The 20986-nt window shown below is 74.8% G+C and carries 9 protein-coding genes; 1 reads left to right on the top strand and 8 read right to left on the bottom strand.

What is annotated here, in order from left to right; genetic code table 11:
- Positions 1-38 precede the first annotated feature (38 nt).
- Both AB0J10_RS02645 and AB0J10_RS02640 read right to left on the bottom strand, forming a co-directional pair.
- Complete coding sequence (locus tag AB0J10_RS02645) at positions 39-2876, bottom strand: SpoIIE family protein phosphatase (protein WP_363057025.1); 2838 nt, start codon at positions 2874-2876, stop codon at positions 39-41.
- A gap of 217 nt (positions 2877-3093) precedes the next feature.
- Positions 3094-4212, bottom strand: a complete 1119-nt coding sequence (locus AB0J10_RS02640) for a PP2C family protein-serine/threonine phosphatase (protein WP_363057023.1) — start codon at positions 4210-4212, stop codon at positions 3094-3096.
- 229 nt (positions 4213-4441) lie between these two features.
- Here AB0J10_RS02640 and AB0J10_RS02635 point away from each other — a divergent pair, with 229 nt between their 5' ends.
- On the top strand, positions 4442-4900 hold the full coding sequence (locus tag AB0J10_RS02635; protein ID WP_363057021.1) for a GNAT family N-acetyltransferase: 459 nt from the start codon (positions 4442-4444) through the stop codon (positions 4898-4900).
- Between the two features lie 163 nt (positions 4901-5063).
- On the opposite strand, the gene AB0J10_RS02630 is transcribed toward AB0J10_RS02635, so the two are convergent.
- From AB0J10_RS02630 to AB0J10_RS02605, 6 genes are all read right to left on the bottom strand, one after another.
- Entirely contained in the window at positions 5064-6146 is a 1083-nt protein-coding gene (locus tag AB0J10_RS02630) for a class I SAM-dependent methyltransferase (protein WP_363057019.1), read from the bottom strand.
- Positions 6143-7384: a glycosyltransferase gene (locus AB0J10_RS02625; protein ID WP_363057017.1), complete on the bottom strand. Its 1242-nt coding sequence runs from the start codon at positions 7382-7384 to the stop codon at positions 6143-6145. Before AB0J10_RS02625 ends, AB0J10_RS02630 begins: the two co-directional genes overlap by 4 nt.
- Entirely contained in the window at positions 7381-8235 is an 855-nt protein-coding gene (locus tag AB0J10_RS02620) for an alpha/beta hydrolase (protein WP_363057015.1), read from the bottom strand. The genes AB0J10_RS02625 and AB0J10_RS02620 overlap by 4 nt, the downstream gene beginning before the upstream one ends.
- Before the next feature lie 3 nt (positions 8236-8238).
- Complete coding sequence (locus tag AB0J10_RS02615; RefSeq protein ID WP_363057571.1) at positions 8239-8493, bottom strand: phosphopantetheine-binding protein; 255 nt, start codon at positions 8491-8493, stop codon at positions 8239-8241.
- A gap of 65 nt (positions 8494-8558) precedes the next feature.
- Positions 8559-13592 (bottom strand): beta-ketoacyl synthase N-terminal-like domain-containing protein, encoded by a 5034-nt coding sequence (locus AB0J10_RS02610; RefSeq protein WP_363057013.1) that lies wholly within the window; start codon positions 13590-13592, stop codon positions 8559-8561.
- A gap of 1 nt (position 13593) precedes the next feature.
- Positions 13594-20928, bottom strand: coding sequence for an SDR family NAD(P)-dependent oxidoreductase (locus tag AB0J10_RS02605; RefSeq protein WP_363057569.1), 7335 nt, complete (start codon positions 20926-20928; stop codon positions 13594-13596).
- Positions 20929-20986 lie beyond the last annotated feature (58 nt).

Here is a 20986-nt window from a genome sequence, read left to right as displayed (position 1 = left end):
ACCGCAACGGGGTTTCCGGCGGCTGCCCACCCCGCGGCTCACATCAGCGTCTGCTCGGTCCAGATGGTCTTGCTGGTCGGGGTGTGCCGGGTGCCCCAGCGCTGGGTGAGCTGGGCGATGAGATAGAGCCCGCGGCCGTTCTCGTCGTAGGTGTGGGCGTGCCGCAGATGCGGACTGGTGCTGCTGTAGTCGGTGACCTCGGTGGTGAGTGTGGTGTCGGTGTGGATCAGACGCAGCTGGATCGGTGGTTTGCCGTAGCGGATGGCGTTGGTGACGAGCTCGCTGACGATCAGTTCCGTGATGAAGGTGGCGTCCCCGAGTTCCCAGGTGGCGAGCTGCTCGGTCGTGCGGTGACGGGCCTCGATGACGATCGCGGGGTCGTGCGGGAGCGTCCATGTGGCGACGTGCTGGGGGTGGAGCGTCTTGGTGCGGGCGACGAGGAGGGCGATGTCGTCGGTGGGCGGGTGGGTGAGCAGGGTCGTCAGAATGCGGTCGCACGTGGTCTCGAGGCCGGACGACGGGCGGGCGAGTGCCGTGAAGAGCGTGTCCAGGGTCTGGTCGATGTCGGCCTCGCGCGGGTTGAGCAGGCCGTTGGTGTAGAAGGCGAGCAGCGTGCCCTCGTCGAGGGTCGTGGTGGTGGTCTCGAAGGGGAGGCCGCCGAGCCCCAGGGGCGGACCCGCGGGAGTGTCGAGGAAGTACACGTCACCGTCGGGGGTGGCGGCGGCCGGTGGCGGGTGGCCGGCGCGGGCGTGTGTCAGGTCCCGGGAGATCGGATCGTAGATGGCGTACAGGCAGGTGGTGCCGATACCGGTCGTGGTGTCGGCGGCGGCCGAGGACTCGTCGGTGGACAGATGGAGTACGAGGTCGTCGAGCCGGGTGAGCAGTTCGTCGGGCGGGAGGTCCACATCGGCGAGGGTGCGGACCGCGGTGCGCAGCCGGCCCATGGTGGCGGAGGCCCTGATGCCGTGGCCGACGACGTCGCCGACGACGAGGGCGACGCGCGCGCCGGACAGCGGGATGACGTCGAACCAGTCGCCTCCCACGCCGGCCTCGGTACCGGCGGGCAGATAGCGCGTGGCGATGTCCAGGGCGGGCTGGTCGGGCAGTGTGTGCGGGAGCAGGCTGCGTTGCAGCGTCATGGTGGTGGTGCGTTCGCGGGTGAAGCGGCGGGCGTTGTGGATGCCGGTGGCGGCTCGGTGGGTCAGTTGCTCGGCCAGCTGAAGGTCGTCCGGTGTGAACGGCTGCGGGTTGCGGTTGCGGGTGAACAGCGCCACCCCGAGCGTGGATCCCCCCGTGAGCATGGGTACGGCCATCAGCGTGTGCGTGCCGGCCTCGTCCAGCCGCGCCGCCTCGGGATCGGTGGCCCTCCACTGGGCGAGGGACGGGTCGTCCATCCGGTACACGGCGCTGCGGCCCGTCGTCAGGCACCGGGTCAGCGGGGAGTGGGCGGGGTGGGTGACGGGCTCCGGGCCGGCCGCCGGCGCGGTGCCCGGCGGATGCGAGCGGTAGGCGGTCCGGCGCAGCGGGAGGGGGCCGGTCGGACGGCTGTGACGAGGGGTCTCGCACAACTCGACGGCGGCGGTGTCGGCGAGCCGGGGCACGGCGGCGTCGGTGAGTTCCTGCGCGGTGTGCTCCAGGTCGAGGGTGGTGCCGATCCCTGCGCCCGGGTCCTCCAGCAGCATCCGCTGCCGCGTGAGGTGGTGTTCGGGCTCCTCGGTACGGGCGTGGGCGGCCAGGCACACGGCCCGGACTCCGCCGTCGTCCGTGAGCGGGGTGACGGTTGCCGGGCGGCCCGCCTCGGAGCTGTTGCCGGAGGGGCGCAGCGCCGTCGGCGTGTGCTGCGGCCTGCCGGTCCGGAGTGCCAGGCCCATGACGCGCTCGGTCTCCTCGCTCACCGGGTCGGGAACGATCTCCATGAGCCGCAGACCGCGGATGCGGGCCTCGGGCAGGGACAGCGCGCGCTCCATGGCGGCATTGACGCGCAGCAGCCGCAGGTCGGTGTCGAAGACCGCGAGCATGCACGGGGACTGGGCGAACGCCCACGCCGCCAGCGCATCGTCGGTGATCGGGCCGGGGAGCGGTTTCCCGCCGGCGCCGGCGCCGGCGCCGGGGTGCGGTGCGGGGCCGGGTGCGTCGGCGTACGGCGTCCCAGGGGCGTCGGTGCCGGGGTGCGGTGCACCGGCCCGGGGGCCTGAGTACGACGCTGCCGCATCGGGCGGAGGCTCGCCCGCCGGGTGCTCCGGCGCCCGTGCCGCTGCGGCCGGCGCGTCGACCGCCGGTGGCCCGGGCGCGGGCCCGTCGGCGGGCGCCTCGCGGTCCGGGGCTTCACCTGCCACGGAGCCCGCGGCCTCGACGGCCGGGGCATCCGCGTCCGACAGTCCCGCAGGTCCGGGTGCCGGTTCGTGCGGCGCCGGGGTGGCGGAGCCTTCGTCCGCGGTGACGGTGCTGGTCACGAGCCACTCGGTGATGCCGCTTGTGGTGGTCCGGCGGGTGGCGTTCAGCGGGAGCGCGAGGTCGTGGCCGTCCCGATGGCGCAGTGTCAGGGTGCCGCCGAGGTCCACGGGCCACGGGGTGCCCGGCGGCGCGATCGGAGCGGTGCCGTGGGCGAGGAGACGGGCGGCGGGCCGTCCCATGATCTCGGCGGGCGCGTACCCCAGCAGCCGGCGGGCTCCTTCGCTCCATCCCGTCACGACACCCTGCTCGCTGATGACCGCCGTGGCGGTGGTAAGGGGACGCCCGGGGACCGGCCCGACGGGGTCGGGGCCGTCACCGGGGATCGTGGAGGGCGGCTGGGCCGGGTCGGTCCGGTCGCCGGCCGGGGCGGGAGGCTGCGCGGTGCCGGGAGGCTCGCCCGGTGAGGTGGGAAGTCGTTCCATCGCCGCTCATCTCGCCCCTTTGCTCGTGCGCGGCTCCCGCTGCCCGCCAGGGGAACTCACGGCCAGGGCTCTCGTCACCAGCATGATCCTGAGCGGCGCGGAACACCAACGCGGGCGGCGGCCCGGTGCGACCCGGGCCGCTTGGATCCCCGGTGCGGGTTCCGTGGCGGCCGTGCCGTCCCGGGGACGTCCTCCGCAACGCCGCCGCGGTTCCGGACTACGCCGCCGTTTCCGGCCCTCGGCTGTTGGGGCACCTCACGGCGAGGGCGGCGATGTCGTCGTCGAGCCGTCCGCCGCTGTAGCGGAGCAGGTCCTGGTGGAGCTGGTCGAGCAGCTCCCTCGGCGCGGCCGGGCCGTGCCGCCGAATCCAGTCCGGCAGCGGGAAGAACTCGCCGGCGCGGTCCCGGGTCTCCGTCACACCGTCCGTGTAGAGCAGGAGATGGTCGCCGGGGTCGAAGGGGACGGTGTCCACGTAGTAGTGGTCCCCGATGAGCGCCGCAAGGTTCAGCGGTGGTGAGGGGGTGGACGGCTCCAGGACGCGGATCTCACCGCGGTGCACGAGCATCGGCGGGGGATGCCCGCAGTTCAGGATCCGGATCGCGCCGGTGTCGTGGGGGATCTCGACGAGTAGGGCGGTGGCGAAGCGCTCGGGCAGTTCCTGGGTGGGGAACGCGGCGCTGTAGCGGGTGATGCTGGTCTCGAGTCGCCGGGTGATGCCACGGAGATCGGGCTGGTCGTACGCGTTCTCCCGAAAGCAGTTGATCACCGCGGACGCCGCGCCCACCGCCGACAGGCCCTTGCCCCGCACATCGCCGATGAGCAGGCGCACCCCGTACTGGGTGTCGGCCACCTCGTAGAAGTCGCCGCCGATCCGGGCCTGCTCCTGGGCCGCCAGGTACAGCGACTCGATCTCGACGTCGTTGATACGGCTCGGCAGCGGGCGGAGCAGCACCTTCTGGGCGGCGTCGGCGACCATGCGTACGTGGAACAGCGCCTCCTCGCGCTGGATCCTGACGTGGCTGGCGTAGGCGGCCGCCAGTGTCACCAGGACGATCGCGGCGGCCGTGTACGGCGTCCCCAGATCGGTGTAGAAGAAGCTGAGGCTGATCATGACAGCCAGGCAGAACGCCCCCAGCAGGATCGTGGCGAGCACGGGCCACATCGCCGCGGCGAGAGCGGGTGCGGCGGGCAGGAGGCGGCTGAAGGCCTTCTCCCTCGGGGTGGAGAAGGCCAGCGAGGAGATGAGGATCGTGAGAATGGCCGGCGACAGCAGGACAGCCGTCCACCTGGCTCCGTAGAAAGGACGAGGGCGCCGCGGCCGACCGGACATGATCACAAAATGCATCATATCCGGGCATAAGACTCGCCGAAATGTGGTCTTGGCGAGCCGATGCCCACCCGAGGCGGACCCACCCGGCCCGGAGACGTCCGCCCGGCGGCCGGGCCTGGACCGCCGGCCCTGGCATGCTCATGAATCCGTGCAGGTGCGGCGTATGGAACGGCGCCACGGCCCGCGTGGCATCCTGGGCTCGTCCGCAGACCCTGCGAGTGCGAGGAAACCCGCCGTGACATCCGACCCGGGTCTCGAAGTACGCCCCCTCGCTCCCGGTGACCGCGAGTCCTGGGAGCCGCTGTGGCAGGCGTACCTGGACTTCTACGAGCACACCCTCCCGCCGGAGGTCACCGATCTGACCTGGGCCCGGTTCTCCGACCCGGCCGAACCGGTGCGGGGACTCGGGGCGTGGGCCGGCGGCGGACTGGCCGGCATCTGCCACTACGTGCTGCACCGCTCCACCTGGGCCGCCGGCACGTACTGCTGTCTGGAGGACCTGTTCACCGCCCCCGCCGCGCGCGGCCGGGGCGTGGGCCGGACCCTCATCGAGGCCACGGCAGCGGCGGCGCACGAGGCCGGTGCCGAGAAGCTCCACTGGCAGACGCACCGGGACAACGCCATCGCACGCGCCCTCTACGACCGTGTGGCCCGGCACGAGGGGTTCCTCGTCTACGAGCGCCCGCTCGGCTGACCGGGCGGACCTCGGGCGGACCTCTGACGGGCCGTACCGCCGACGAAGTCGACCCCACGACACCCCGGTGACAGGCCGGGGCGACGGGAGCCGCGCCGCGGGCGGCAGCTCACCGTCAGTCCTCGGGTCCCGGCCGCGGGCCGAGCCACGGCAATCATCACGGTCAGTCCTTGCGGGCCACCAGGCGGTACGCGTTGCACAGCCCGAGACGTCCGGCGAAAGGCGCGACCGCCTGATCGAGGAGCGCCGCCGCCACCAGGGCAGGGACGCCCGCCAGCAGCGCCGCGCCGCGCAGCGCCCGGTGCAGCGGGCCGACGGGCGGAAGCCATGGGAGGTCGTCCCGCGGCGCGGCTCCCTCCAGGGCCAGCCACACCGCGGCCACGAGGTCGACCGGCTCGTGCGCCGACCGGTGCTGCTCGGCCACCACCGTGAACCCCAGCTCCGCCAGCGCCCCGCGAAGATTGCCCACCGACACGAGATGGAGGTGCTGGGGCTGCAGCCAGGGAAGCCACCAGCGGCCGAGCAGTCGCGCATACCGGCTCTCCGGGTCCGGCACCTCCACCACCAGGTGTCCGCCCGGGCGCAGCGACGTCCGGGCCGCCCGCAGTTCGCGCAGCGGTTCCGTGCTGTGCTCGAGGTAGTGGAACAGGCTGACGACGTCGTACTCGCCGGCGAGGTCCGGCGCCAGTTCGGTGAAGCCTCCCCGGAATCCCCGCTCGACCCGCCCCCGCCGCTCGGCCAGTTCCGCCCCCTCGGAGCGGTCGAGCCCGTCGAACTCCACCTCCGGCAGCACCGTCCGGGCCACCTCGCAGAAGTGCCCGTGCCCGGTGCCCACGTCCAGCCACCGCTTCGCGCCGTCGACACAGGGCCGCACGGACTCGGCGCGGCGCCGGTAGGACGCGGTGCGACCACCGAACATCCCGTCCAACTGCTGCTCGCCGAGTCCGTCGTAGAAGTCGCGGTAGTAGAAGGCGAGCCCGCGGGCGTTCAGCCGGGGGTTCTGGAAGAGGTGGCCGCAGGAGTGGCAGCGGTCCATCCGGAACCGGCCGGGCTTGTGCTGGAGCAGGTCCGACGTCCACAGGTGGCCGCCGATCCGGACCGATCCGCACCACGGGCAGCCGTGGCGCAGCGGTTCGAAGAACGCCTCGGGCCCCTCGGCCAGCTCGGCCCCGTACTCCGGCCGGAGCAGGGCCACCGTCTCCCGCCTGGCCCGGCGCCTGCGGGAGCGCACCTCGCGCGACGTCATCCCACCTCCTTGTCCCGGAGCTCTTCCTCGAGCAGCTTTTCGACATGGTCCGCCGCGGCCGCGGCGCCGCCCGCCGCGCGCAGTGCCGACCCGACGGCACGGGCGGCGGCCCGATGGCCGGGGCCGTGCAGCACGGCATCCACGGCCGCCCCGATGCGGGCGGCGCCGGCCCGGCCGAACCGGACGCGGACCCCGGCCCCCGCGTCGCACACCTGGGCGGCGACGACCGGCTGGTCGTCGCGGATCGGCGCCACGACGAGGGGAACGCCGTGCCACAGCGCCTCGACCACCGTGTTGTGACCGGCATGGCACACGACGGCGTCCATGTGCCCGAGCAGCGCGAGTTGCGGTACGACGGGGAGGGCGAGCAGGTCACCGTCCGGCCGGACGGCGGCCGTCCCCGGGGGCGTACCTCCCTGGCCGGCGATGCCGGGGCCGCCGAGGACGCCCTCCGGGTCGACGACGACGGCCTGCAGCCGGTCCGCCCGTGCCCGCAGGGCCTCGGCGCACGCGGTGAGGAAGCGTCCTCCGGCGTCGGAGTTCGCCGTGCCGAGTGTGACCAGCACCGTCGCCCGCCCCGGGTCCAGCCACTCCCACGGGAAGTCGGCTGCCGAGGGACGTGCGGTCAGCGAAGGGCCCACCCAGCGAATCCCTCCGCCACCCCGGGCGGGCCGCCCGGCCAGCTCCGGTGTGGAGAAGGCCAGCACCAGACGCGGGGAGAACCGCGGATCCGCCGTGCCCGCCGGGTCCCCGATGCGCAGCCGCAGCTCCCGCAGCAGCGCGTCGTTCCACGCGGCGACCTTCGGCATGGCCGCAAGCGCGTCCGTGAACTCGGCCGGCGTCGTCGCCGACGTCGCCCACGGCACCCCGAGCCGCTCCGCGACCAGCGCACCCGCCGGTGCCTGCTGGTCCGCCACGACCACATCGGGCCGGAACGCCACCACCGCGTCCCTTACGCCGTCGGCCATCGCGTCCGCGAGCGGCACCAGGAACCGTTCCCACAGGAATCTGAGGGCTTCGGGGCCGCGGATGTCCGGCGGCCGGACGGGACGGTCCGCTTCGGCCCACGACGCCGGCGACGGGAAGACGTGCGCGTCCGGCCCGGCGAGACGGCGGACGACGGCGGGCACCCCGGCCCAGGCCACCCGGTGGCCCCGGGAGACCAACTCCGCGGCCACCCCCACCAGCGGATTGATGTGCCCCACGAGCGGCGGGACGACGAACAGGCAGCGGCTCACGGCACGTTCACCTCCACGGGCAGGCCGGCCGCCCGGCCGCCCTCGTCGCGGCGTCGGGCGGACCCGTGCTCCGCGATCCAGCCGAGGACGAGGTCGCGCACCCGGCCCGGCGCCTCGACCAGGACCGAGTGCTCATGGCCGGGGACCAGCACCGTCCGGCAGCGCGGCAGCAACGACCGCAGCCACGGGGCCTGTTCGCGGAGATCGGAGTCGCCCCCGTAGACGGCGAGCACCGGACGGTCCAGCAAGCGGAGGGCGTCCTCGGAGACCAGGTCGCAGACGGTGACCTCCGCGGCGATCGAGGTGTCGCGCACCAGGCGGCCGGCGGCCCTCGCCAGCCGGGCCGTGTGGTGGCCGCGGTGGCTCGCGATCCAGTCGATCGCCTCGCTCTCGTTGACGGTCATCTCGTGCCGTACCCGCTCCAGCAGCCCGGTGATCTTGCGCGCCCAGGAGGCCGTGGCCGGCTCCGACTCGACGACGGCGATGCTCGCCACCCGGTCCGGGTGGCGCAGGGCGTATCCGAACGACACCGTGCCGCCGAAGGAGTTGCCGACCAGATGGACCGGACCGGCGACCTCCAACCGGTCCAGCAGCGCGCCGAGATCGTCCACGAACCTCCCGAGTCCGTAGCCGCCGGCCGGTCTTCCACTGCGGCCGTGCCCCCGGTGGTCGTACATGACGACGTCCAGCCCGGCCGCCGCGAACGCGGGCGCGACGGTGAAGTAGTAGCTGGCCAGACTGTCGGTGAGCAGCCCGTGCAACAGGACGACCGTCTCCCGGCCCGGCCGTCCGTCGCCGGGGCCGAGGCGCTGGACGTGGATACGGACACCGGCGACATCGATGAGCGCCATCGGTCAGGCCGCTCCCGCGCTCTTCAGGCACCTCGCCACGTGCTCGACGAGCCGGCCGACGGTGAGTTCGATGATGTCGTCCAGCTCCATCGAGGCCACGAACTCGGCGAAGTTGACGTCACGCCCGTACCGGGCCTCCAGATGACCGGCCAGGGTCACCAGGTCGATGCTCTCGAACTCCAGGTCCCTGCTGAACCGGGTCTCCATCCCGACCTCGGTGCCGTCGAGACCGTCGTCCTCGAGGACGAGCGCGATCATGGCCGTGAGGTCGGCGAGTATCGCGTCCTCGTCCGCCCCCGACGGACCGGTCGTCTGAATCGTGGTCACGTCCTGTCCTCCTCCTCGTGCCTGTCCCCGTCCCGTTCCGGTCCTTCGGTCCACGCCACGACGTACGAGCGCGGGGGAAGCCCCGGCGGGTTGGCCACCTCTTCGCACCGGACCCGGTACACGCGGGCCGGGGTGCGCCCGGCGCCGCGCACCTCGACCGTCAGCAGGTCACCGGACGCCGCCACCACGGCGAAGTCCTTGGGGCGGCCGCCGAATCCGGTTCCCTCCGCCTTGGCCGCCGCCTCCTTGGCCGCCCAGAAGCGGGTGAACCACAGCGCTCCGGAGGCTCCGGCCGCCGCTCCCGCACCGGTGCTGCGGACCGCCAGCAGTTCGCGTTCGGCCGGAGCGAGGGCGGCGTCCAGCGTCGCCCCGGACGGCTCGGTGATCTCCTCGATGTCGATCCCGGGTCCGGTGACCGTGCCGCCGCCCGGGACCGGCGGGCACGGGCGCACGATCGCCACCGCCGCCTCGGCCCGGTGGGCGAGGGAGACGGCCAGCGGAGGGAGTGTCCACCCGTGGGTCCCGGTCACCCGGGGCCGTCCCCGGGCGTCGTTGTCGACGCGCAGTTCCGCGGGGAAGACGGGTCCCTCGCCCCGCTGCCACAGCCACTGCCGCACGGCGTCCTTGGCGGCGATGCGGCCCAGCAGCCACTGGCGGCGGCCGAGCGGCGAGTGCCGTTCGTACAGGGCGCGTTCGGCGCTGCCGAGCATATTGCGCATGATCAGATCGCGTGACGCCAGGTCCGGCCAGCGCTCGTGGACCAGGGCCCAGCCGCCGGGGCGGGCCGTGGACAGCGTGTGGCGCTCGGGAAAGCGCTCGACCGGGCGGGTGTGCGGATCGTTGTCGAACCGGCGGTCCTGCCAGCCGCCGAGCTCCGCCCAGACCCGGCCGCCGGACGTCAGCTGGGCGTCCGCCTCCAGGAGGTCGGGGGTGAGCGAGGTGACGCGGACCAGGCACTCCACCTCGCTGCCGGGCCGCGGGGCCGGGCCGAAGAACCGTATGTGCCGCATCCGGACGGGGAACACCACCGTCCGTTCGGTCGCGGTCGCCATGATCCAGTAGCCGAGGACCTGCCCCACGTTGTCCAGCAGCGCACCCGGCGCCGGTGGTGCGGTCAGCAGCGCGCGGACGTGCCGCTCGCCGATGCCCCGAAGCGCCGTGACCCCCTGGTACGCGGGGCCGTGGAACATCCAGCGCTCGTCGTACAGCTGGGCCGCGGAGTGGCCCGGGGGGCGTTCGTCCCGGAACGCCGCCGGATCCCAGGGAGCCGGCGGCGGGGGGTGGTGCGCCGCGACCTCGACCACAGCGCGTGCGTGCGGCCCGAACGACACCGCGATCCGCCCGGGGCCCGCGGGGGCCGTGGTGACCTGCACGTCCACCGGCTCTGCGGCGGTCAGCCACCGGTCGAACCGTGCGTCGTGCACGGCGACGGCACGCATACCGGGGGCGCGGCGCTCGGCCGCCTCCATCACATGGTGGACGATCGTCGTGGCCGGCACGACGGGCCAGCGGTCGGCCACGTCGGGCCAGTCCGCCCGCTGCCGGAAGAAGCAGTGGTCGAGCAGGTACGGCATCGCGTCGGTGCCCACCCGGACCGTGTACTGCGAGCGGGCGGAGGGTGCCCCGCCGGGGGCCGGACCCGGGCGGGGCGCGGCCGGGCGGGCCGGGGGTGGCGTGCGGCGGGCCGGGGCGGCGGCAGGCACGCGCGGGGTGCCACGGGGCCGGCGGCCGGCCGCCTCGATGAGTTCGGCCGCGGTGGCCGCCGTCTCCCGCATCAGCGCGTCGAGCTCCGCGAGGGCCGGGAAGCGTTCCGCGTCTGCGACCCGGGGGACGGACTCCCCGGCCCGGTGCGGAGCGACGCGGGCCGCGGGACTCCCCGCCGGTCCGTCGCCCACGGCATGCTCCGCCGTGCCTCCGCGTGCCATACCGGCGCCCTCCGTCCGCGTACCCGTACCCACCGGGCCGCGTGCGGTGGACGCGGACGCCGCGGCCGTCGAGGGGACAGGGCCGGCCGCGGACCCCTCCCGTCCGGTCGGCAGCGACCGCCGCAGCGCGGCGAGCGTCCCCGGGTCCAGGGAGACCAGTCCGCCGCTCAGGTCGAGACGCACCGGAGTACCCGGAGACCGAGGGGCGGCTCCGCCGGCGCCCCCGGCCACCGGGGAGGCGGACCGGTACGTCGTGGCGTCGGCTTCGGCACGCGAGGAGGGCGCCCGGTGGCCCGGCACCCCGGCCCGAGCGGTGTCACCGCGGTCGATCACGTCCGGGTCGACCGCCGCGCCCTCCGTCCACAGCGCCACGGCAACGCGTCGCAACTGCGAAAGGCCCGGACGGTGCGGTGTGTTGGCGGCGACGACGAGATGCTCCCGCCCCGACAGCGTGTCGCCGATGAGCGACCCGAGTGCTCCCGTACCGACCTGGACGAACGCCCGGAACCCCGCCGCGTGCATCGACTCGGTCAACTGGCGGAAGCGCACGGGCTCCAGCAGATGACGGACGAACAGTTGCCGTACGGCGGTCTCGTCACGGGGGAACGGGGCTGCCGTCGTACCGGACCAGACCGGCACGGTGGGCGTGTGCAGCGCGAAGCGTTCGGCCGCGGCGCGGAACGGGCCCAGGCACGGTTCCAGCATGGGCGTGTGGAATCCCGAACGGAACGGCAGCACCCTGCACAGCACGCCTTCCGCGCGGAGGACGCGGACGAACCCCTCCACCGCCTCGGGCGGTCCGCACACCATCGACTGGCTCGGCGCGTTGTCGTGGGACAGGGTCACCGGCAGACCGAGGGCGCCCAGTTCCGCCCGTACGCGATCCGCGGAGGCCCCCACGGCGGCGAAGGCGAGGTCCGGCACCGTCACCGAGTCGGGGTCGAGCGAGGCCATGAAGTCGTCCACGGCCTGCTCGGAGTACAGACCCGCGACCGCCATCGCCGTCCACTCGCCGATGCTGTGCCCGGCCACCGCCTCCGGGACCACGCCCATCCGGCGCAGGGCGGTGTCCAGGAGCCTGCCCACCGCCACCACGCCCAGCCCGTGCCGGCCGACGTCCCCGACGCGGGCCGCCGTCGCACCGCCGGCCGGCCCCGGCCGCGCCGGCCCGAACCGGGCGGCGACGTCGTCGACGCGCGGCTCGAACTCGCTCTCAAGTCCCGGGAAGACGAAGGCGATCCTGCCCGGCCGCTCGCCGCCGAGCAGCGGGTGAGGGGAGAACCACACGTCGCCGCGGCCGTGCCACGCCCGGCCCTTGGCGGTGACCCGGCGGGCGAGCGCCAGCCGCTTCGGTGTCGGATCGACGATACCGAGGCGGGCCGGCCCGGCTCCCCGGCTCGCCGGGGTGTCGAGCCCCGAGGCGAGCAGCGTCGAGTCCTCGGTGTCCAGCGCGGCCGCGAGGTCCTCCGGCGAGCCGGCGGTGAGCAGCAGCACGCGCTCCCGTTCGATCACGGTGGTGGCAGCGGCCGCCCGCCCGGAGCCGCGCCGCCCCTCGTCGGCGGCCGGGCGCGCGGCAGCCCGCGGCTTGGGCGCAGCCGTGAACGCCGTGACGCCCGGGGCCTGTTCGAGGACGACATGGGCGTTGACCCCACCGAACCCGAAGGCGTTCACCGCCGCCCGGCGCGGCGTCCCCCCGGGGCCGGAGTCCCACGGCGCCGCCCCGGCCAGGGGACGGAATCGGGTGCCGGCGAGCGCGGGATGGGGATCGTCGCAGTGCAGGGTCGGCAGCAGGACCGCGTGGTGCACGGCGAGAGCCGCCTTGACCAGGCCAGCGACCCCCGCCGCCGGCATCGCGTGGCCGATCATCGACTTCACCGACCCGATCACCGCGGTCCGCCCGCCCTCGCTGTCGTCCGGCGGGCCGAAGACCTCGGCCAGCGTGCGCAGTTCGGCCGCATCGCCGGCGGGAGTGGCCGTACCGTGCGCCTCCAGCAGTCCGATCGACCCCGGCTCGGCCGGGTCCAGCCCGGCCGCCTCCCACGCCCGTCGCACGGCGCGGATCTGCCCGCCCGGATCGGGGCTGACCAGTCCGGCCGTACGCCCGTCGCTGCCGACCGCCGTCCCCCGGACGACCGCGTAGATCCGGTCTCCGTCCCGCACGGCGTCCGCCAGCCGCTTAAGCACGACCACACCCGTGCCCTCGCCGATGAGGATGCCGTCCGCGTCCCGGTGGAAGGGGCGGATGCGCTGGCTGGGAGACAGGGCGCGGAGCTGGGAGAAGACGCTCCACAGGGTGATGTCGTGGCAGTGGTGCACGCCTCCGGCGAGCATCAGGTCGCACCGGCCGGACGCCAGCTCGCCGACCGCCTGGTCCACGGCGACGAGCGAGGAGGCGCAGGCCGCGTCCACCGTGTAGGCGGGACCGCGCAGATCGAGCCGGTTGGCCAGCCGGGAGGCCGCCAGATTGGGGACGAGGCCGATGGCGTTCTCCGGCCGGTCGGGCCCCAGCCGTTCGGTGAACGCCTCCCGTACCCGGGCCAGCTGGTCGGCGCCGAGATGCGGCAGCAACTCACCGAGGGTGCGAACCAACTGGGCCGCGGTACGCACCCGCTGGTCGAGGCGGACCAGCCCCGGTGTCAGATAGCCGCCCCGGCCCAGCACGACGCCGACCCGTTCCCGGGCCGGCAGCCGGTCCTCGCCGCCGGCGTCCGCGACCGCTGACGCAGCCACCTGGAGCGCGATCAGCTGGTCGGGCTCCGCGCCCGGCACCGAACTCGGCATGATGCCGAAACGGGTCACGTCCACGTCCGCCAGCGCATCCACGAAACCGCCGCGCCGGCAGTACACCTGGTCCGCGGCGGCCGGACCGTCCGCCGTCGCGGGCCGGTAGTACACGGCGTCCCAGCGGCCCTCCGGGACATCGCCCACTGCGTCGAACCCGGCGACGAGGTTGCGCCAGTACGCCGCCAGATCCGGGGCTCCCGGCAGCAGTACGGCCATTCCCGTGATGGCGACGGGAACGGCGCGGCCGCCCTCGGTCCGCGCGCCGTCCGTCCGCCCGCCGGCGGGCCGGTCCCTGCCGGCACTCGACCCCGCACCGGTCATGTCACCACTCCGAGGCGGTGTGGACGACCGCCCGGGCCGCCGGGTCGCCCCAGGCGAGTTCCCGCAGCAGCGCCAGCGGCCCCTCTTCGGGGTCGACCAGGGCGATCCCGCGCCGGGCGTACTCGCGGGCGAGCTCCGGGCCGACCATTCCGGTGTGGACCCCGCCGGGAGCCCAGGGGCCCCAGTGGACCGTCAGTGCCCGCCGGCCGGTGCGGGCCCGCCACTGCTCGCCCAGGGTCTCCAGGGCGTCGTTGGCGGCCGCGTAGTCCGCCTGGCCCTTGTTGCCGAACACCGCGGAGACACTGCCGAACAGCACGACGAACCGCGGTCCCTCGTCGGGAAGTTCGCCGAGAGCCGAGAGCAGTGAGACGGCACCCGCGACCTTGGTGCCGTACACCCGCTCGAACGACTCCGGCGACTTCTCCGCGATGAGCCTGTCGTCGATGACCCCCGCGGCGTGGACGACTCCGTCGAGACGCCCGTGGTCGGCATGGATCTCCTTCACCGCCTGCAGCACGGCGGCGGAGTCGCGGCAGTCGACGCTGCGGTAGCGGACCCGGCTCCCGGCGGCTTCGAGCGCGGTCAGCGTGGCGGCCATCTCCCGCTGGGCGAGGAGCAGTTCGGCCGCCCGGTCGATCTCGGCGGGGGAGGCGTACCCGCCCCCCACCGCGAGTACCCGGCGCAGCGCCGCCCTGTCGCCGGCCGCCGCCGTCCGCGGATCCTCCGGCCCGGCGGGGGCGGGCGTCCTGCCGAGCAGTTCGACGCGACAGCGGGAGGCCCGGGCGAGTGCGACGGCGAACGCCGCCGTGATGCCCCGGGCCCCTCCGGTGAGCAGGACGACCGAGTCCTGGTCGAGTCCGAGCGCCGCCGCCGCCTCCGCCGCCCCGTCCCCGGCGGGTCCCGCACCGGTCGCGGCCGTCGTCCCGAAGGGCGCCTCGACGGGCTCCCAGGTGTGAAGGCCGTCCGCGTCGCGCACCACGACCGGTGCTCCGCCGGCCGCGGACAGCTCATCGACCACCGCGGCGGCGACGCCCTCCGGCGTCCGCAACCCGGGCGCCCCGCCCGGATCGAGGTCGATCACGGTGGGACCGGTGCCCGGGTACTCCCGGGCGATGGTGCGGAAGAGCCCGCGCAGTCCGGCCGCACGCTCCGCCACCAGGCCCTTCTCGGCGAGCCGTACGGCGAGCAGCCGTGCGGGGCGGCAGGCCAGCGCTGCCTTGACGGCCGGGAAGGCCGAGGGCAGGACCGGCGGCCCGGAGACGGCCAGCGGGTCGAGCAGGACGACACCGTCGAGCGGCCCCGGGCCGCTCGACGGCGGCAGCGCCTGTTCGGCGCCGAGCACGACGGACAGGGCACCGTGCCGTTCCAGGGCCGCGGCGAGCGCCACTGCCGTGCCCGCGAGTTCACCGTCCCCGTCGCCGAGCAGTACGAACCTCCGCCCGCGCAGAGCCGCCGGCGTCGCGGTACCCGCGCTGCCGTTCAGCGGCACCTTGCGCAGTTCCAGGCGTTTGGGCGCGGCGACGAGAGGGATGTCCGCTCCGGGCGCCGTGCCGCCTCCGTCGTCCCCGGAAGGGAACCGTGCCGTCGGCACCGTCGGCGTTGACATCGCCGTCTCCGGGCCCGTGCCGGTGCGCGTGGCCGCAACCGGGTACGGGGCGTTGCCGTTCCGCTCCGGGGCAGCGGCCGGTGCCGCGGCGGGCGGCGTTCCCGGCACGGCGACGGGAGCCGCCGGGACGCCGTCCGGCTCGGCCCCGGCACCGGGCAGGAGGGCGCAGATCCCGGCGGCCAGGGCCTCGGCGGTTCTCGCCCGGGAGAGCTCCTCCATCGTGGTGTCGTCCAGTGAGCCGGCGTCGGCGGGCGCCGCGCCGGTCCGGATCAGCCGTCCGGCCAGTTCGCCCACGATCTCGGTCCGCTTGATCGAGTCGATGCTGAGATCCGCTTCCAGGTCCAGGCCCGGCTCGACCATGTCGGCCGGATAGCCGGTGCGTTCACTGATGATGTCCACGATCAGGCGCAGGACGTCGTCAGCGGAGGGCGGCCCGGCCGAATCGGCGCCGTCTCCGGGGGCGCCCGTCCGCTCCTGCCCCTCGAGGGCGACCGGTGCGGCAGCGGCCCCGGTCCGCGGGGAGCCGCCGACGGGCTGTGGCTCCCACGCCTCCGGTCGTCCCGCCGGCAGGGTGGGAGTGAGCGGGGGGCCGGCCGGGGCGGGCAGGGGGTCACCGGGTGCCCGCCCGCCGAAGTACGTCAGCAGTACGTCGCGCTGGGCCGCCACCATCTCCCTGCTCGTCCGCAGGAACTCGGCTATCAGCGCGTCCTGGCCGGTCGCGGCGCCCTCGGCCGTCCAGCCACCGTGATGGTCCGTCACAGTCGTCTCCACGACACGTCGGGCCGGTGCCAGCGCACCGGGCAGGAGTTCGCCGGACGCGGTGCGGACGAGATGCCCGTCGACCGTCCAGCCGGGCTTGCGGTCGTTCTCGGCCCGGTCCGGGTCCACCGCGTCACGGCCCCGGAACATCCAGCCGGTGCCCACCGGCACCCCGGCCACCGCGAGCCGGGCCAGGGCGTCGAGGAGTTCGGGCAGACCGCTTCCCGGCCGCGGCGCGCACGCGACGGTGCGGTGCGGCCGGTCACCCAGGATCTCGGCCACCAGCCCGGTCAGCACCCGGCCCGGTCCGCACTCGACGAAGACCCGGGCGCCCGCCTCGTACATCGCCTCGATCTGCTCGGCGAAACGCACCGGCGCCTCGATCTGCGCGGCCAGCTCCGCACGGATACCGTCGGGGCGGTCGCCGTAGGGCCGGGCGGTGCGGTTGGACCACACCTCGAACTCCGTGGGTCCTACGGGGTGTTCGGCCAGTACACGCGAGAATCGCTCGCCGGCTCCCGCGACCAGCGGGCTGTGGAACGCGCATGCCACCGGAAGGCGCTTCGCGCCGAGACCCGCCTCGCGCAGCAGCCCCAGCGCGGACTCCACCGCGGCGGTGGGGCCGGAGATCACCGTCTGCCGCGGCGTGTTGTGATTGGCCACCACGAGCCCGGCACCCGGGAGCCCGCCCGCCGCGCGGCCGCCGTTGCTCCGGTCGTCGCCGTCGCCGTCGCCGTCGCCGTCGTCGCCGTGGTGACCGCCGTCGGCCCTCGTCGGGCCCAGTACGCGCTCGACTTCCGCGGCGGACGCGCTCACCGCCGCCATGGCCCCGGGATCGTCCCCGGCGGCCGCCAGGATCGCAGCGGCGCGCTCGGAGCTCAGCGTCAGCAGCGTCTCCGGATCGAGGGCGCCGGCGGCGCTGAGGGCGACCAGTTCGCCGTAGCTGTGGCCCGCCGCCATGTCGGGCACGATCCCGGCCCGCGTCAGCAGCGCATGGGCGGTGAGGCCCACCATGCCGAGCGCGGGCTGGGCGGCGCGGGTGTCGGTGAGCGCTGCTCTGGCACGACCGCGCCCGGAGTCCGTGAACGCGGTCGGGGGATGCAGCGCGGCGGCCGTGCCACGGTCGAGCGTGAGGAGGTACTGGAGTTCGGGGAAGGCCGTGAAGAGGCCGGCGAACATGCCCGTCCGCTGGCTCCCCTGCCCGGGGAACAGGAAGACGACCTTGCCGCCGCCCCCGCCCGGGGGCCCGGCCTCCGGCGCGTCGGAGGTGCCCGGAGCACTGGCCGTCGCCTCGCCGCCGGCGAGATGGACCCCCGCACCCGGATCGTGCTCGCCGTCGAGGGCTCGACGCAGCCGCCGGCACAGCTCGTCGGGGTCCCTCGCGACGACGGCGATCCGCACCGGACCCCGGTCCGTCGCGGCACGCCGCGAGGCGCCGAGGGCGAGGTCCCGCAGCCGCCACGGACTCGCCCCTTCCGCGGCCGGTGACGCCGTTTCCAGCAGGGCCCCCGCGGCCCGGCGCGCGGCCGCCGGGTCCGCCCCGCGGAACAGGAAGAGTTCGGCGGGCCACGCGTCCCGCCCGTGCGAGGGCGGCAGCCCCCCGCCGTGCGCGCCCAGCACCACGTGGAAGTTGGTGCCTCCGAAACCGAAGGCGCTCAGGCCCGCCACGCGCCGCTCGGCCGGTACGGCCCACGGCAGTGCCTCGCGGTGGAAGACGAACGGGCTGCGGTCCTCGTGCCAGGCCGCGTTGGGCTGTTCCAGATGAAGGGTGGGCGGCCGGACGCCGGTGTGCAGGGCCATCAGGGTCTTGATCAGCCCGGCCAGGCCCGCGGCGCACTTGGTGTGCCCGATCTGCGACTTGACCGATCCGAGGACACAGCCGCCCGGGCTCGCTCCGGCGGCCTCGAACACCTCGGTGAGGACATCGAGTTCGGTCCTGTCCCCGACGACCGTGCCCGTGCCGTGCGCCTCCACCAGCCCCACGTCCGCCGGTGACGTACCGGCGTTGCGGTGCGCCCGTTCCAGTGCCCTGCGCTGGCCCTCCGGGCGCGGCGCCGTCAGCCCGAGGGACCGGCCGTCGCTGGAACTGCCGATGCCCTTGACGACACCGTAGATGCGGTCGCCGTCCCGCTCGGCGTCGGCCAGCCGCTTCAGCACCACGCACGCCACGCCCTCGCCGAGTGCGATCCCGTCGGCCGAGCCGTCGAAGGCCCGGCTGCGGCCGGTGGGGGAGAGGGCGTGCACCGAGGAGAACAGCACGTAGTCGTTGACGCCGTTGTGCAGATCGGCGCCTCCGCACAGCATGATGTCGCTGGTGCCCGCGGCCAGTTCCTTGCAGGCGACGTCCACCGCCGCGAGGGAGGAGGCGCAGGCCGCGTCGACGGTGAAGTTGGGACCGCCCAGATCGAGCCGGTTCGCGATCCGTCCGGAGACCACGTTCGCGAGCATTCCGGGGAAGGAGTCCTCGGTCAGCGGTGGAAGCTGCTCCTGCAGTCCCTTCGGCACCTCGCCGAGGTACGACGGGAGCACCGCCCGCAGCGTCGCCGCGTTGGAGAGGTCGCTGCCCGGTTCGGCACCGAACACCACCCCCGTCCGCGTCCGGTCGAAGGCCCGGCCGCCCTCGCCGAGCCCCGCGTCGTCCAGCGCACGCCGTGCGGCCTCCAGGGCCAGCAGTTGCACGGGCTCGATGCTGCCCAGCGAGGCGGGAGGGATGCCGTAACGCAGGGCGTCGAAGGGTATCGGCGGCAGGAACCCGCCCCAGCGCGAGGTGACCGTACCGCCCGCCTCGACGCCGTGCACACCGGGATCCCAGCGGTCACGGGGGACTTCCCCCACCGAGTCGACCCCGTCGAGGACGTTGGCCCAGAAGGTGGCCAGATCGGGAGCACCGGGGAACATGCAGGCCATGCCGACCACCGCGACGTCCAGCGGCCGCGGCGGCTCCGGTTCGGCCCTCGCTCCGTCCTGGGTGCCGGGGCCGGGGCGGGTCGCAGGGCCGGCCACCCGCCCGGTGAGCAAGCCCGCCGCACCCTCGGTCACGGCGGAGTGCAGCCGGGCGAGGGTGGTCGTGGCCGTTCGCAGCACCGCCACCTCGCCGGCCATGAACATGCCCTCCGCCAGCTGGCGTTCCTCGTCGACGGGCTCCAGGGCTCCGCCGCCGGTGCGATCCACGCCCTTGGCGGCGATCCGCAGCCTGCCGACGTTCAGCCGCTCCAGCCGTTCCCAGACCTCCCGCTCGGCCAGTCCCTCCTCGCGCATGCCGACGGCCAGCCTGCCGAAGGCATCGCTGAAGGGGCTCGGCACACAGCGGGTGGCGTGACCGGGCGCCGTCTCCAGCAGCGCCGTGCGCTCCGCCGCGAGCACCCGGCGCTGGAACAGCGGCCGCACCGCACCGTGTGCGACCGCCTCCTCGGTGAAGAGATACGCCGTGCCCATGAGGGTGCCCACGGCGCAGCCGCGCGCCGTCAGCGGCGCGGCGAGTGCGGCGGCCATCGCGGCGGAGCGCTCGTCGTGGATGCCGCCCGCGAGGAACACCTCGATCCGTTCGGCGGTGGCCCGCGCCGCGGTCTCGTCCGACCGCCGGGCGAGACCGTCGAGGAAGTCCTCCAGCACCGCCGTCTGGGCCTCCCAGAGCGGGAAGCTGTTCCGGGGACCGACGTGGCCGCCGCACTCGGCGCCCTCGAAGACGAACCTGCGGGCCCCGGCGTCCAGGAACTGCCGCAGCAGGCCCGGTGAGGGGACGTGGAGGAACGTCCTGATCCCGGCCTCCTCCAGCACCCGTGCCTGCGAGGGCCTGCCGCCGGCCACGATCGCGTGGGTGGGCCCGGCCGCCCGGACCGCCGCCAGCTGCGCGGTCCTCGTCTCCTCGGGGGCGAAGCCCAGGATCCCGACTCCCCACGGCCTGCCGTCCAGGACCTGCCGTGCCTCCTCCAGCATCGTCCGGGACCGCTCCGCCCCGGCGAGCGCGAGGGCGACGAAGGGGAGGGCCCCGTCGTCGGCGACGGCGGCGGCGAACGCTGCCCCGTCGCTCACCCGGGTCATCGGGCCCTGGGCCACCGGCAGCCGGGTCCCCAGGGCCCGGCTCATCGCCGAGTCCGCCCGCAGCGCCCTAGCGGCGGTCTCCCGTTCGCCCTCCCGCACGGCGCACCGTACGGCACCGAGCACCGCCCGGACCGCGCGGCCGGTGTCACCCCAGCGCTCGGCGAACCGGGCGGCCAGAAAGGCGTCCTGTCCGACCGGCAGGCGGTGTGCGGGAGAAGCGTCGTCGGCGGAGGACCGGGCCGCGGGCCTCCGCCGACGCAGTGTGCGGTGGCCGCCGGACACCACGGTCTCCGTGCCGTCGCAGGTCCGCAGCACGGCCGCGACCGGCTCGGGAAGCTGTGACTCGGCCAGCAGCGCGAGCTGGGTGTCGAGCACCACCCCGGCGGCGCCGCCCACCACGGCGGCGGCGGCGGTCCGCGGCGCGATCCCCCCGCAGGCCCACACCGGAACCCTCAACTCCGCCGCGAGCAGCTGCTGGAGGAGTACGAAGGTGCCGAGCTCTCCGACGGGGCCTCCGCACTCGCTGCCGCGGGCGATCAGCCCGCCGGCCCCCGACTCCACGGCCCGGCGCGCTGCCTCGAGCCCGGTGACCTCCACGAGCACCCGGAGCCGGGGGTCCCGTGGGATCGCGGACAGGTCCCAGGCGGAGTCGGGCGCGAGCACCACCGTGTCCGGCCCGCCGGGGGAGCCGTGCTCCTGTACGAGGTCGCCTGGTTCCGGTCGGCAGCGCGGGCCGATCCGCACACCCCAGCGCCCGGGGTGCCATCGGCGCAGTGCAGCCAGCGCCTCTCTCGCTCTCCGGTCCCCCGAACCCAGGTCGAGCACTCCGAGGCCGCCGGCGCGGCTCACCCCGGCGGCGAGACGGGCGTCCGGTTCACCGAAGGGGGTGATTCCGATGACCAGGTCCACGTGGTGCTCTACCGAATTCATCATTCTCCGAAAAGGCTTTGGTGTTGCCCGGAGGTTAAATTTCGGTCGATCGGCGGCG

The sequence above is a fragment of the Streptomyces sp. NPDC049887 genome, assembly GCF_040656535.1.
GTDB lineage: Bacteria > Actinomycetota > Actinomycetes > Streptomycetales > Streptomycetaceae > Streptomyces.
This window is presented reverse-complemented; position numbering and strand designations above follow the sequence as displayed.